Source organism: Bacillus sp. FSL K6-2865 (genome assembly GCF_040311405.1).
Classification (GTDB): Bacteria; Bacillota; Bacilli; order Bacillales; family Bacillaceae; genus Bacillus; species Bacillus velezensis.
Map to the genome: position 1 here is coordinate 892,501 of NZ_CP152036.1, position 13,800 is coordinate 906,300.

9 protein-coding genes, 16 tRNA genes, 1 rRNA gene, 1 pseudogene and 1 riboswitch (1 of these 28 only partly in view) are annotated in these 13,800 nt (G+C 47.8%); of the genes and pseudogenes, 26 read left to right on the forward strand and 1 reads right to left on the reverse strand.

Features of this window, described 5'->3' with window-relative positions:
- The 20 genes and pseudogenes from rrf to thiC all read left to right on the forward strand — a co-directional run.
- A 5S ribosomal RNA gene (gene rrf, locus NYE42_RS04360) occupies positions 1 to 102 on the forward strand; it begins 14 nt to the left of the window's first position.
- 9 nt (positions 103 to 111) lie between these two features.
- Positions 112 to 186: transfer RNA gene (locus NYE42_RS04365), tRNA-Asn, on the forward strand.
- A gap of 5 nt (positions 187 to 191) precedes the next feature.
- Positions 192 to 282: transfer RNA gene (locus tag NYE42_RS04370), tRNA-Ser, on the forward strand.
- A gap of 36 nt (positions 283 to 318) precedes the next feature.
- Positions 319 to 390, forward strand: a tRNA-Glu gene (locus NYE42_RS04375).
- Positions 391 to 400: 10 nt separating this feature from the next.
- A tRNA-Val gene (locus NYE42_RS04380) sits at positions 401 to 476 on the forward strand.
- Between the two features lie 7 nt (positions 477 to 483).
- Positions 484 to 560, forward strand: a tRNA-Met gene (locus tag NYE42_RS04385).
- 7 nt (positions 561 to 567) lie between these two features.
- A tRNA-Asp gene (locus NYE42_RS04390) sits at positions 568 to 644 on the forward strand.
- Between the two features lie 10 nt (positions 645 to 654).
- Positions 655 to 730, forward strand: a tRNA-Phe gene (locus tag NYE42_RS04395).
- Positions 731 to 733: 3 nt separating this feature from the next.
- Positions 734 to 806 (forward strand) — tRNA-Thr (locus NYE42_RS04400).
- 11 nt (positions 807 to 817) lie between these two features.
- Positions 818 to 902 (forward strand) — tRNA-Tyr (locus tag NYE42_RS04405).
- Positions 903 to 910: 8 nt separating this feature from the next.
- Positions 911 to 984, forward strand: a tRNA-Trp gene (locus tag NYE42_RS04410).
- A 29-nt stretch (positions 985 to 1,013) separates the two neighbouring features.
- Positions 1,014 to 1,089 (forward strand) — tRNA-His (locus NYE42_RS04415).
- Positions 1,090 to 1,098: 9 nt separating this feature from the next.
- Positions 1,099 to 1,170 (forward strand) — tRNA-Gln (locus NYE42_RS04420).
- A gap of 53 nt (positions 1,171 to 1,223) precedes the next feature.
- Positions 1,224 to 1,298: transfer RNA gene (locus tag NYE42_RS04425), tRNA-Gly, on the forward strand.
- A gap of 6 nt (positions 1,299 to 1,304) precedes the next feature.
- Positions 1,305 to 1,375 (forward strand) — tRNA-Cys (locus NYE42_RS04430).
- 7 nt (positions 1,376 to 1,382) lie between these two features.
- Positions 1,383 to 1,471 (forward strand) — tRNA-Leu (locus NYE42_RS04435).
- A 245-nt stretch (positions 1,472 to 1,716) separates the two neighbouring features.
- Positions 1,717 to 1,798: transfer RNA gene (locus tag NYE42_RS04440), tRNA-Leu, on the forward strand.
- 147 nt (positions 1,799 to 1,945) lie between these two features.
- Positions 1,946 to 3,513: pseudogene (locus tag NYE42_RS04445) on the forward strand (Na+/H+ antiporter NhaC family protein).
- A gap of 85 nt (positions 3,514 to 3,598) precedes the next feature.
- Positions 3,599 to 4,297: a peptidase E gene (locus tag NYE42_RS04450; protein ID WP_352426787.1), complete on the forward strand. Its 699-nt coding sequence runs from the start codon at positions 3,599 to 3,601 to the stop codon at positions 4,295 to 4,297.
- Positions 4,298 to 4,346: 49 nt separating this feature from the next.
- A riboswitch (TPP riboswitch) is annotated at positions 4,347 to 4,457 on the forward strand.
- 121 nt (positions 4,458 to 4,578) lie between these two features.
- Positions 4,579 to 6,351 (forward strand): phosphomethylpyrimidine synthase ThiC, encoded by a 1,773-nt coding sequence (thiC, locus tag NYE42_RS04455; RefSeq protein WP_042634986.1) that lies wholly within the window; start codon positions 4,579 to 4,581, stop codon positions 6,349 to 6,351.
- A gap of 40 nt (positions 6,352 to 6,391) precedes the next feature.
- Here thiC and NYE42_RS04460 read toward each other — a convergent pair whose 3' ends face one another.
- Positions 6,392 to 7,747, reverse strand: a complete 1,356-nt coding sequence (locus tag NYE42_RS04460; RefSeq protein WP_144664197.1) for an FAD-binding oxidoreductase — start codon at positions 7,745 to 7,747, stop codon at positions 6,392 to 6,394.
- A gap of 258 nt (positions 7,748 to 8,005) precedes the next feature.
- On the opposite strand from NYE42_RS04460, the gene NYE42_RS04465 reads away from it, so the two are divergent.
- The 6 genes from NYE42_RS04465 (at position 8,006) to NYE42_RS04490 (ending at position 13,793) form a co-directional block, all read left to right on the forward strand.
- Positions 8,006 to 8,185: an FbpB family small basic protein gene (locus NYE42_RS04465; protein WP_015417079.1), complete on the forward strand. Its 180-nt coding sequence runs from the start codon at positions 8,006 to 8,008 to the stop codon at positions 8,183 to 8,185.
- Between the two features lie 2 nt (positions 8,186 to 8,187).
- Complete coding sequence (locus tag NYE42_RS04470) at positions 8,188 to 9,909, forward strand: ABC transporter substrate-binding protein (protein ID WP_256683745.1); 1,722 nt, start codon at positions 8,188 to 8,190, stop codon at positions 9,907 to 9,909.
- A gap of 68 nt (positions 9,910 to 9,977) precedes the next feature.
- A complete protein-coding gene (locus NYE42_RS04475; protein WP_241458076.1) occupies positions 9,978 to 10,934 on the forward strand; it encodes an ABC transporter permease in 957 nt (318 codons plus the stop codon).
- A 12-nt stretch (positions 10,935 to 10,946) separates the two neighbouring features.
- Positions 10,947 to 11,852, forward strand: a complete 906-nt coding sequence (gene opp4C / locus NYE42_RS04480) for an oligopeptide ABC transporter permease (RefSeq protein ID WP_144464976.1) — start codon at positions 10,947 to 10,949, stop codon at positions 11,850 to 11,852.
- Positions 11,849 to 12,835: an ABC transporter ATP-binding protein gene (locus tag NYE42_RS04485; RefSeq protein ID WP_352426788.1), complete on the forward strand. Its 987-nt coding sequence runs from the start codon at positions 11,849 to 11,851 to the stop codon at positions 12,833 to 12,835. The genes opp4C and NYE42_RS04485 overlap by 4 nt, the downstream gene beginning before the upstream one ends.
- A complete protein-coding gene (locus NYE42_RS04490; RefSeq protein WP_352426789.1) occupies positions 12,828 to 13,793 on the forward strand; it encodes an ABC transporter ATP-binding protein in 966 nt (321 codons plus the stop codon). The genes NYE42_RS04485 and NYE42_RS04490 overlap by 8 nt, the downstream gene beginning before the upstream one ends.
- Positions 13,794 to 13,800 lie beyond the last annotated feature (7 nt).

A 13,800-nucleotide genomic window follows, 5' to 3' on the forward strand; every position in this document is an offset into this window, starting at 1 on the left:
CGAAGAGGTCACACCCGTTCCCATGCCGAACACGGAAGTTAAGCTCTTCAGCGCCGATGGTAGTCGGGGGTTTCCCCCTGTGAGAGTAGGACATCGCCAGGCAGACTTCATTCCGCAGTAGCTCAGTGGTAGAGCTATCGGCTGTTAACCGATCGGTCGTAGGTTCGAATCCTACCTGCGGAGCCATTTATGGAGAGCTGTCCGAGTGGCCGAAGGAGCACGATTGGAAATCGTGTAGGCGGTAACCCCGTCTCAAGGGTTCGAATCCCTTGCTCTCCGCCACTAATTATCAATACATAACAAACGAAAAAATACCAGGGCCCGTTGGTCAAGCGGTTAAGACACCGCCCTTTCACGGCGGTAACACGGGTTCGAATCCCGTACGGGTCACTTATATGATGGAGGATTAGCTCAGCTGGGAGAGCATCTGCCTTACAAGCAGAGGGTCGGCGGTTCGAGCCCGTCATCCTCCACCATTATCATCGCGGGGTGGAGCAGTTCGGTAGCTCGTCGGGCTCATAACCCGAAGGTCGCAGGTTCAAATCCTGCCCCCGCAACCAAAAAAATGGTCCGGTAGTTCAGTTGGTTAGAATGCCTGCCTGTCACGCAGGAGGTCGCGGGTTCGAGTCCCGTCCGGACCGCCATTTATAAAAAGGCTCGGTAGCTCAGTTGGTAGAGCAACGGACTGAAAATCCGTGTGTCGGCGGTTCGATTCCGTCCCGAGCCACCATTTGCCGGTCTAGCTCAATTGGTAGAGCAACTGACTTGTAATCAGTAGGTTGGGGGTTCAAGTCCTCTGGCCGGCACTCTAAATGATGGAGGGGTAGCGAAGTGGCTAAACGCGGCGGACTGTAAATCCGCTCCCTCAGGGTTCGGCAGTTCGAATCTGCCCCCCTCCACCATTTTAAATAGGGGCATAGTTTAACGGTAGAACAGAGGTCTCCAAAACCTCCGGTGTGGGTTCGATTCCTACTGCCCCTGCCACTATTTTATTTATTCATCTTCAGATTATGGCGGTTGTGGCGAAGTGGTTAACGCACCAGATTGTGGCTCTGGCACTCGTGGGTTCGATTCCCATCAATCGCCCCATTTTATCATTGGGCTATAGCCAAGCGGTAAGGCAACGGACTTTGACTCCGTCATGCGTTGGTTCGAATCCAGCTAGCCCAGTTGCATTTTTTAAAAAACAACAGCATAAGATGTATTAAGTTCTTTTACATGTTGCGGAAGTAGTTCAGTGGTAGAACATCACCTTGCCAAGGTGGGGGTCGCGGGTTCGAATCCCGTCTTCCGCTCCAAATTACGGCGGCATAGCCAAGTGGTAAGGCAGAGGTCTGCAAAACCTTTATCCCCGGTTCGAATCCGGGTGTCGCCTTTCTATTGCCGGGGTGGTGGAATTGGCAGACACACAGGACTTAAAATCCTGCGGTAGGTGACTACCGTGCCGGTTCAAGTCCGGCCCTCGGCACCAATTTAACTTTGAACGAACTATGTTAAATTGGTCATCAGTTTTCACATTATAAAACATATATGAGAGTGATTTGCATATTGCAGATCACTTTTTTTATATAATAAAAACGTAATGACCATCAATATAAGTTTCTTGCTTGTATCGTATATACTGCATTACCATTTAAAAAACTTTGCTAAAACCGTTGACGTTTTATGAAATACATGTTATATTTATATACGTCGGTTGAACACGACGCATTACATGCCGGTGTGGCGGAATTGGCAGACGCGCACGACTCAAAATCGTGTTCCTTCTGGAGTGCCGGTTCGACCCCGGCCACCGGTATACAAAGGCTTCTACAATATGTAGAAGCCTTTTTTGTTGTGTGAAAATATCCTCCAAGGCTTGTGAAAACATGATACGCGTGCAGATTGTATAAATACGCTTTTTTCAAAGATACTAACAAGAAGTTCTTTGAAAGAGGTGTTTTTTATGGAAGGGACTTGGACTTGTCTTATCCCATTTATTCTGGTCATTCCCATTTCAATCATTACAAAGCAAGTGCAGTCCGGTCTGTTTGTCGGTTTGCTGGTCGGAAGCTATCTTTTGCATCCCAGCTTGCTTGGCGGGATTGAACATATGGTTCAATATGTAATCAGCAACATTGTCGTCACCAATAATATTAGAATCATTGTGTTTCTATATTCATTTGCCGGCCTTGTAGGGATTATAAAGCTGACCGGCGGGATAAAAGGATTCGTCCATTTGATCAGTAAAAAAGTTAAAACCAAAAAAGGTGCGATGCTGCTTGCATGGCTGTCGACATTTGGCACGTTCAGTGAACCGGACTTTCGCATCGTCACAATTGCACCGATCATGAAAGCTTTAAGCAAGCGTCTGGACCTGTCGAAACAGAAAATTGCGTATGCCATTGAGTTTACGGCAAACCCTGTCATTGCCTTGATTCCGATAGCAACGGCATTTGTCGGCTACATGGTTTCCATTATCGGACAGGCCCTCAAAACGTCAGGAATAGATCAGCCGGCTTACACGGTGTATGTGAAAAGTATTCCCTTCAATTTTTTCTCCATTGTGATTATAGTAGTCGGAATTTATTACTGCTTTTTTAAGAAACAAAAAGCGGACGAAAGCTTAGAAAAAACAGAAAAGGACAAACTTCTGCTCGCAAACATAACAAAAATACGGAACCGATTCCGCGGAACAGCGGTGTGTTGCTTTCAAAAGGCTCAGGTTCATTCAACATGGAAACAGGGACGATCTCAGATATTCACGATGGACATACGGGAATGTTCGAAAGTGATGATCATGCTGACCAGCAGGAGGAGCTGGATTCGGCGCACCGTGCTTATATTAAGGAAACACCGATTCGGCCGTGGAATTTAATCATTCCGATCGGGCTGTTTTTGCTATTAACACTCTTTCTCAGTTGGTGGGACGGCCATTCAAAAGCACAAGGGTTTTTGAATGCTTTTATCAAAAGCGATATGCTTGGCGTCATGTTAACCGCATTATTGGCAGCGGTTATTGCAGCATTTGCTCTTTTTATGTTTCAGCGTTTTCATGCAGGCGAGCTTGTTACCCATTTTATTAAGGGCGGAAACGAATTGGTCAACGTTATTATTATGTTATCGCTGATTTGGGCCGTAACAGCAGTATCTGAAGATCTGGGATTCTCGAAATATGTTACTTCTCATTTAACGTCATGGATCCCTCATATGTTTATTGCGCCGTCTCTTTTTATACTGGGGGCTGTTATATCCTATTTTATCGGGTCATCTTGGGGGACTTGGGGGCTTTTAATGCCGCTCGGCGTAACGCTGGCGGTTCAGTCACATACCAGTTTATTATTAGCGATCGGGGCCGTGTTTGCGAGCGGAACATTTGGAGCGTTTGCTTCTCCTCTCAGTGATAATACGGTGACAACCTGTACGGTGTTGGGGATCGATGTTGTGAAGTATGCCCGTTCGAAGCTTGTTCCGGCGCTTATCGCCGCGGGGATCTCCGTTGTGTTATACGGTGCGTTTTCATTTTTTAGATAACAAATACTTTTTAAAGGCGGTATCCGAAATGGGGATAACGCCTTTTTATGAGCTGTTATACTAGAGGAAAAAAGAGGTGATGACATTGGAGCAGATTATTGCAATGGGCGGCGGGGGCTTTTCCATGGAGCCGGATTATCTTATGCTGGATCAGTATATTTTAGAGCAGTCGGCGCGGTCAAAGCCGAAAATTTGTTTTTTGCCGACGGCAAGCGGAGATTCGGAGAATTATATCGGCAGGTTTTATCAGGCCTTTCAAAAGCTGCGGGGTGAGCCGGATCACTTGTCGCTGTTTAAACCGCCGGGTTCTGATCTCAGATCCTTTCTCATGAAGAAAGATATTATATATGTCGGCGGCGGAAATACGCGCAATATGCTTGTCTTATGGAAAGAGTGGGGGCTTGACCTTATTCTTCGTGAGGCTTGGGAAAACGGCATCATGTTGGCGGGTCTCAGCGCCGGGGCGATTTGCTGGTATGAAGAAGGATTGACGGATTCGGCTGGAGATTTGAGAGAGTTAAGAGCTTTAGGATTTTTGCCGGGAAGCTTTTGTCCGCACTATGACGGAGAAGCGGAGCGCCGGCCGGTGTATCACCGTCTGATTTCAGAAAAGAAACTCAGGGAGGGCTATGCCGCTGATGACGGCGCTGCGCTTCATTATAAAGACGGTCAGCTGTTCCGGGCTGTCTCTTCCAGGGAAACCGTAAAGGGTTATCGGGTTTTTAATACCGAAAAAGGCGTTCGGGAAACAGAGCTTATGACCGTACCGTTATCTGAATTTTGATAATATGCTTTTTTTTGTACACAACTTATGTTACGATGAGAGCGAAATCAATAGTTACTGGGGGTGCCCGTCTGAGCGGGCTGAGAGAGAAGCGGCGGCTTCTTAACCCTTTGGACCTGATCTGGTTCGTACCAGCGTGGGGAAGTAAAGGTTTTATTATTGTTGATGAAAACAATAATAGTTTCTTTCTGACTGCAAAACCGGGTTCTTCTTTGAACCCGGTTTTTTTGTGCTGGTGCTGAGCTTGGTTCTGTTATTCAAATGATAAAGGAGAGATTTGTATGCAAAATCAATCAGTACAGCAAGCGAACATTTCCATTATGTCGAGTTTTTCCGGCAGTAAAAAGGTTTATGCAGAAGGTTCTTCGCCCGATATACGAGTGCCGATGCGGGAAATCAGCCTGAGTGCGACTACGGGGGCATTCGGGGAAGAGGAGAATGCGCCGGTCCGTGTTTATGATACGAGCGGGCCGTATACAGACCCAGATGTACAGATTGATATTCATGAAGGGCTGGGGGCGCTCCGCACAAAGTGGATTACCGGGCGCGGAGATGTAGAAGAATATAATGGCCGGACCGTGAGACCTGAAGACAACGGTTATAAAAAAGAGGGCCGTGCCGCTGAATACCCCGGCCTACAGCGGAAACCGCTTCGGGCCAAGCCGGGGAAAAATGTAACACAATTGCATTATGCGAGAAAAGGCATCATTACGCCTGAAATGGAGTTTATCGCAATACGTGAGCATGTGTCTCCCGAATTTGTCAGAGACGAGGTAGCCAGCGGCCGGGCGATTATTCCTTCTAACGTCAACCACCCGGAAAGCGAGCCGATGATTATCGGCCGGAATTTTCATGTGAAAATTAATGCCAATATCGGCAACTCGGCTGTTACATCTTCTATCGAAGAAGAAGTCGAAAAAATGACGTGGGCGATTCGCTGGGGCGCCGATACGATGATGGACTTATCCACGGGAAAAGACATTCATACGACGCGTGAATGGATTATCCGCAACTGTCCCGTGCCTGTGGGGACGGTGCCGATTTATCAGGCGCTTGAAAAAGTAAATGGCATTGCCGAGGATTTAACGTGGGACATTTATCGTGACACATTGATTGAGCAGGCGGAGCAGGGCGTGGATTATTTCACCATCCATGCCGGCGTACTGCTTCGTTACGTCCCGTTAACGGCTAAACGCACGACGGGAATCGTATCCCGCGGGGGGGCGATTATGGCGCAATGGTGCCTGGCTCATCATCAGGAAAGCTTTCTGTACACGCATTTTGAAGAAATTTGTGAAATCATGAAGACCTATGATATCGCTTTTTCTCTTGGTGACGGGCTTCGCCCCGGTTCGATTGCGGATGCCAATGATGAAGCGCAGTTTGCGGAATTGGAGACTCTCGGAGAATTGACGGAGATTGCGTGGAAGCACGATGTGCAAGTGATGATCGAAGGACCGGGTCATGTGCCGATGCATAAAATTAAGGAAAACATGGACAAGCAGCTGGAAATTTGTAAAGAGGCGCCTTTTTACACGCTCGGGCCATTAACGACGGATATCGCTCCGGGTTATGACCACATTACTTCAGCAATCGGCGCGGCGATGATCGGCTGGTACGGGACGGCGATGCTTTGCTATGTCACGCCGAAGGAGCATTTGGGGCTGCCGAATCGTGATGATGTAAGAGAAGGTGTCATCACGTACAAAATCGCGGCACATGCCGCAGACCTTGCTAAAGGGCATCCGGGTGCACAGATCCGTGACGATGCTCTGTCTAAGGCGAGGTTTGAATTCCGGTGGCGTGATCAATTTCATTTGTCTCTTGATCCTGAAAGAGCAATGGAATATCATGATGAAACGCTGCCGGCTGAAGGCGCAAAAACGGCTCACTTCTGTTCGATGTGCGGTCCGAAGTTCTGCAGCATGAGAATTTCTCAGGATATTCGTGATTATGCGAAGGAAAACGGACTTACTGAAGACGAGGCCGTCAACGAAGGGCTGAAAGAAAAAGCAAAAGAGTTTGCAGAGAAGGGAAGCCGCTTATATCAATAAAAGAAAAGATGAGGATGGAGTTTGCCCATCTTCATCTTTTTTAGAAAAACGGTGAACGGCGAAGCGGCGGAATGCTCTGTTCAAAGCGGAATATATTTTCCGGATCATATTTCGTTTTGACTTGACGGAGGCGGTGAACATTTTCTCCGTAATACGTTTGCAGCCAGTTTCTGATTTCTCTATCAGGCCAATTCACGTAATCTCCCATCGTTTCTCTTGATAGGGACGTTCTCAGTCCTTCGATCCAGCGGACATTTTGTCTTTCTTCTTCAGCAGATGTCCAAGTTGTAATATATTCTTGGGCAATGATTGCGTTGCGATAGTAGAATGCCGTTTGGTCCGGAGCGATCCGTCCGGCCGCCCCGCCGAGAGATTGCTGCCACACACTGGCGTTTTCGTTCGGAGCGTGCTCTAAATAGCGCTTTAAAGTGGAAATCGCGCGTGTTGATAATGGTTTTTCAATAAAGGATCCTGACCGCTTCATCTTTTGCGGCTGATTGCCTCCCGGGCTGTTAAAAAAGGCTGCCGCTTTAATAAATGGCACTGTCTTGACCATGCCGCTTGCCGGTTTTCCCGCTTTCATTAACGGAGCCAGCAGTTCTTTCAGCTCATCCTTTGTCCCGGTAAATTGACCGAGCGCTTCTATGCGGTTGACTTCCTTAGGCCAAAACTGAATTGATGAGGTAAGCCGGTTGTCTGTAAATGGAGCCCAGCGCTGCCATGTGTTAAATACTTCCTCAAAATCATCCCAGCCCCAAGTGACAGAAAAAACAGACACGCACGAGATCGGCACGGCTTTAAACATCATGGATGTGACAATGCCGAAGTTGCCTCCCCCTCCTCCCTGAGACGCCCAAAATAGATCAGAGTGCTTTGAACGGTTGACTGTGATCAAGTCAGCACCCGCTTTTTCGTCCGCTATGATCATTTCGAGCTGGAGGAGACGATCGCAAGTAAGTCCGGCTGTCCTTGTTAAATATCCGATTCCTCCCCCGAGCGTCAGCCCCGTGATTCCCACATTCGCAATGGTTCCCGCAGGAAGGGTCAAGCCGTACCGCCAGAGTGTGCGGTAGACTTCCCCCAATTCGGCTCCCGCTTCAATCGAGACCAGCCGCTTATCCTCATTTACTCTTATTTTCTTCATTTCACTGAGATCAATGACTAGTCCGTCATTTAACAGGGAAAAGTTTTCGTAGCTGTGTCTTCCGCCTCTGATACGGAAAGGCACATTGTTCTCACGCGCCCATCTCAGCGCATTGAGGGCGTCATGTTTGTTTTGACAAAACACAATGATGTCTGGATATCTTTGCAGGCTCAAATTGATATTGGTTCTTGCAGCATTATAGTCCGGGTCATCTTTTTTGACGATGCGACCGGTCAATGTTGTCTTTTCCACATTCTCACTCACTTTCACTTGTACTCTGCTATGTTTTCTAGCATATGCGGAAAAATGAGAGAGTGTATGAGGAAAACCCCCGGAAGGAAACGATATTTTAAATTATAGTTGACAGGTAGTGATTGTATGAATTAACATAATCATTACATATTTCCAAACGATGGCTGATCGGATCACCGAAGGCTCTTATCTTTTAAACAGATAAGGGCCTTTTTTGCGTGAAAGTCATGAATGAAATGAAAAGCGGAGGGATGAAAAGTGGCGTTAAAAAAGGTATCACATGTGCGCAAAAAGAGCAAAAAACGAAAAAAGTACAGAAAATACACATTGAATTTCGAACTGCTTGTAGAGAAAAACAAACGGGAGATTATGAGAAATGAGGAACAGATGGAGCAGATTTATATAAAGATAGATGAAAAGCATGCGGGGGTTCGATAAAGATGAAGGAGAGAAAATGGAGGATAAAAACAACGGTACTCGCGCTGTCGGTATCCATCATGTTATCAGGGTGCGCGTTAGGGAGCGCCGGGGAAGAACCGTCATCTGCGGCGGATAAAAAGGAAGAAACACGTATTGCCCATGTCAAGACAAAGGAATTTAAAGCTTCTCATCCGGCGGCCATTCCCGCTAAATCGAAAGCCAGAACTGACACTTTTGTTGCTGGGATTTCCACGCCGGGCGGTGTGTTTCTGCCGTACTTCTACGAAAACGGCTGGGATGGAAATGCGACAGATCCTATTTTTGAACCGTTAGTCAAACTGGATAAAATGGGGAAGCCTGCCCCGGCTCTTGCGGAAAGCTGGAATATTTCCAAAGATCAGCTTACCTACACGTTCCGTTTAAGAAAAAATCTCGTTTTCAGCGACGGTTCACCGCTGACCGCAAAGGATGCCGCATTCACTCTAACACTGCTGCATGATCCTGCATACGCGGGCTATGAAGATATCACCACGGCCTATATTAAAGGCGGTAAGGCTTACAAAGAAGGAAAGGCAAAGACGATAGAGGGCATTCGCGTCCTTAATGACAGAACCATTCAAATCACGACTGAGAAAGTCAGTGCGAAGTCGCTGCTTCTTTTGGGAGGGCAGGTGCTGTCAGAAGCCTACTACGGGAAGAAATATCAATTCGGCAAACTGGACTATTTAAAAGAGCTTTATGCCAAACCGCTCGGAGCGGGACCTTATCAATTTACAGAATACCTTCCGGGACAGGAAATACGCTATCAGGCTAATGAACACTATTATGCCGGAAAACCGAAAACGGAAAAGCTGATTTATAAAATTATCGATCCGTCAACTTCCCTTCAGCTGTTTGAAACGGGTGACCTTGATTACGCTTCTTTCTCACCTGATGATGATACGGTTCAGCATTTAAAAAGTCTCGGTTTTGCCAATATAAGCATATCTGTCGTGAATGATTACGGGCTTGTGTACGTCAATCACAAGCGTCCGCCTTTTCAAGATAAGAAAGTGTCCCAGGCGCTTATTTACGGACTTGACCGTCAAAAAATCGTCGATGTCCGCTTTAAACGCTACGGAGAGGTCGCGAATGTTCCGGTGTCTCCGGTTTCGTGGGCTTATGATGACAAAGGTGTTAATCGGTATGAGTTTAACCCTGAAAAAGCCAAAAAGCTTCTCGATGAAGCGGGCTGGAAAACGGGCAAAGACGGTGTACGTGAAAAAAACGGCAAAAAGCTTGAAATCAGCTATTACACGTCTAAAGCGGATGATGATTTTATTCCGATCGCGAAAGAAAATTACGCGGACATCGGAATCGCATTAAAACCGGAAGTGATGGATTTTAATACAGAAGTAGCGAAAATAAATGACAAACAATATGACCTTGCCGCCGTTTCCACCTCGCAGATTCTTGATCCGAATGACACGGTGGAAAAGCTGGCTTCCGGCCATCCCAATAATGTAACGGGGTATTCCAATCCGAAAGCGGACCGGCTGATAGAGAAAGGAGCCGGCACGCTTGATATCAGCAAAAGAAAAGAGATTTATCACCAGCTGTACCGGGAGCTCGGGGAAAACCCGCCTTACATTCTGATTCATTACCGTCAGAGCGCAAGGGCGGTCAGCGGAAAAATAAAAGGGCTTGAGCCTGACAATTATTCTGGAATCAGTTCAAGTCTCTCAAATGTCTCAATTCAATAGAACGGTTGGGCAAAATACCCGGTGCATCCTGGGGATTTTGCCCTTTCAGCGGAAAGGAGGGGCTTTTTATGAAACGGTATGCCGCAGAACGATTCATTCAAATGCTTGTGATCTTATTCGGTACGTCCTTTATTATTTTTTTCTTATTCGCCATGCTGCCGGGCGACTATATTGATTCCAATGTAAACCTGACTCCTGAAAGAGCGAAGGAGTTAAAAGCGCTTTACGGGTTGGATCAGCCGATTTGGCAACGCTATGTGACGTGGCTCGGAAATGTGCTCAGCGGAGATTTTGGGTTTTCTTTGAAATATCAGGAGAACGTCCTGTCACTGCTTCGGAAATATGTCTGGAATTCGTTTTTTGTCGCGTTTTTGGCGTTGCTTGTCACATGGTCAGCCGCGATGATAACGGGTGTCATATCCGCTGTCAGGAAATACTCATGGTTTGACGGGATCGTGACGTTTCTTGTATTTGCTTCCATGGCGTTCCCGTCTTTTTTTATCAGCCTTCTGTTTATTAAGTGGTTGGGGGTGGATTTGAAAATATTGCCCGTCGGCGGGATGATTGATACCGGAAGCACGAGTACAGGTTTTTCGTACGTGCTTGAAGCCGTCAGACATATGATTCTTCCGACCGTGATTTTATCTATGCTCGGCATCGGCTCGCTGACAAGGTATTTCCGCTCCGGCATGCTGGACGTGATCAGACAGGATTATATCAGAACGGCGAGAGCGAAGGGATTGAAAGAGCGCACCGTCATCTGGAAACATGCGTTGAAAAACGCGCTCATTCCGGCCATCACCCTGCTTGCTTTTGAACTGCCGGGACTGTTTTCCGGAGCCATCATTATTGAACAGATTTTCGGGTGGCCGGGTGTCGGACGTATTCAGCTGGAATCTGTGCATTATCGTGATTATCCGGTTTTGATGGCGTTTACCTTGTTTTTGTCTTGTTTAACGATTGTGGGGAACTTCTTGGCGGATATCGCTTATGCCGCGGTTGATCCGCGGGTCAGGCTGAAATAGGGGGTGTTCGGAATGAAAAAACAAAAAGGGGTGCCGCCTTCTCTTTGGAAGCAGACGTACCGCCGCCTGCTGCAGCATAAGCTGACGGTCATCAGTCTTCTTTTCTTATGTTTTATGTTTTTATTGTGCTTTATCGGGCCGTCTTTTTCTCCGTACATAACAGATCGGACGGATATTTCAAATGCCAATCAGCAGCCGGGAATCCATCATTGGCTGGGAACTGACCAGTACGGGAGAGATGTGCTGATGAGGCTGATGCTGGCGGGGCAGATTTCTCTGACCGTGGGGCTTGCTTCAATGGTGCTGTCGCTTGTCATCGGTTCTTTACTCGGGGCTGCGGCCGGATTTTATCGGGGAGCCGCTGATATGATCATTATGCGCATCGCTGATATGCTCATGTCCATCCCGGGCCTGCCGCTGCTTTTGATTTTGGCTGCGGTGATGTCGGAGTGGAAAGTGCCTTCTGAATACAGGATGTACCTGATCATGATGATGTTAAGCTTGATTGGATGGCCCGGTCTGGCGCGGCTTGTACGCGGACAGATTTTGTCGCTGAAGGAGCAGCCGTTTATGATGGCCGCGGAAGTTTTGGGGCTTAGTGATAAACGGAAAATCCTCTATCATTTGCTTCCCAATACATTGCCGTTATTACTGGTAGCGGCGACTTTGCATGTGGCGGGAGCGATGCTGAGTGAATCGGCGCTGAGTTTTCTCGGGCTTGGCGTTGCTCCGCCCACACCTTCTTGGGGAAACATGATGGAAGCGGCGAATCATTTTATGGATTTTACACTCCGCCCGTGGCTGTGGATTCCGCCGGGAACGGCCATTTTTCTGACCGTTGTGGCGATTCATCTGCTTGGAGACGGTTTAAGAGACGCTTTTGATCCTAAGGTAAAACGGCAGGTGAAAATGAAATGAAAAAACCGCTTTTAGAAGTGATGCATTTGGAAACGGCTTTTTATACAGAGGAGGGGGCGGTAAAGGCCGTGGACGATGTCAGCTTTACGATACATGAGGAGGAAACGGTTTGTATTGTAGGGGAGTCCGGCTGCGGGAAAAGCATGGCGTCATTGTCCATTATGCAGCTTATTCCCGAGACGGGGAGAATCGAACGGGGAGCAGTGCATTTTTCCGGACGGAACCTGTTGGAATTGAAACCAAAAGACATGCAGAAAATCCGCGGCAGCGAAATCGGGATGATATTTCAGGAACCGATGACATCTTTGAATCCGGTGTTTATAATCGGTGAGCAGCTGGCCGAACCGATTCGCGAACATTTATTGCTGAGTAAGAAAGAAGCATGGCGGAAGGCCGTTGAACTGATCACGTTAGTGGAGATCCCGCATGCCGAGCAGGTTATGCACCAATATCCTCATGAGCTGAGCGGCGGCATGCTGCAGCGCATCATGACGGCTGTCGCGCTTAGCTGCGAACCGAAACTGATCATTGCCGACGAGCCGACGACAGCGCTTGACGTAACCATTCAGGCGCAGATATTGGATTTATTGAGGGATATGAAAAAGCAATTCCGCATGTCTATTTTATTCATTACTCATGACCTTGGCGTAGTTGCTGAAATGGCTGATTATGTGATTGTCATGTATGCGGGGAAAATTGTGGAGGAAGGACCGGTTGCAAAGCTGTTTTCTGATCCGAAGCATCCGTATACGAAAGGGCTGCTCGCGGCCAAGCCGGTTATCGGTCAAAGAAGGGAGATGCTGTACACCATTCCGGGGCAGGTCCCCGAGCTTGCGGACCTGTCGGGATCGTCTTGTTATTTTGCGGAGCGATGTGAACACAGCACGGAAATATGCCGGAAATCGAGCCCGCATTTTACTGAATTCGGGAAGGGGCATCAGGCGGCGTGCTGGCTTTACAGAGAGGAGAAAGCAGATGGGTGATGTGTTGCTGGAGGTCAAGGGGCTGAAAAAATATTACGAGGAGCATGGGGGGATGAGAAAGACCCGCAAAAATCCCGTAAAAGCGGTCGACGGTGTCAGTTTTACGATAGAAAAGGGAGAAGTGTTCGGCTTAGCGGGAGAATCGGGCAGCGGAAAGTCATCAATCGGCAAGACCATTTTGAGGCTTCATGAAAAAACAGCGGGAGAGGTGTTTTTTCAGGGGCGTGATGTGTTTCGGATGAGTCGGCGCGAGCTCAAAACTTTCAGATCAGAAGCGCAGCTCATCTTTCAAGATCCGTTCAGTTCTTTAAATCCCCGGCGTCGGATCGGAGAAGCCATCGGTGAAGCGATGATCGAGCATCAATTGGCGGTGAAGCGGAACGCGCGTGATAAAGCGGCGGAAGTTCTTGAAGCCTGCGGACTTTCCGCAAACTTTATCGACCGTTATCCGCATGAATTTTCCGGAGGGCAGCGGCAGCGGATCGTGATTGCAAGAGCGATGGCGCTCAAGCCGCAATTTATCATTATGGATGAACCCGTGGCGGCGTTAGATGTCTCCATCCAGGCGCAGATGATGAATTTGTTCAGCAGCCTTCAAAAACAGCACGGGCTGTCATATTTGTTCATTTCTCATGATTTAAGCGTGGTGGAGCACTTATGTACGAAGGTCGCCATTATGTATTTAGGGACGATTGTGGAATACGCGTCAAAGGAGGAGCTCTTTTCACGGCCGCTTCATCCTTATACGAAAGCGCTGTTATCAGCCGTGCCTGTTCCTGATCCCGGAGCGAAAAGGGAGCGGATAATTTTAAAGGGTGATATACCGAGCCCCTCTGATCCGCCTTCAGGCTGTAAATTCCGAACGAGATGCCCGGCAGCCAAGAAGATATGTGCTGAGAAAAGTCCGGCGCTGTCAGAAAAAGGGCTTCATCATTTTGCGGCATGCCACTTCATATAATTGAGAA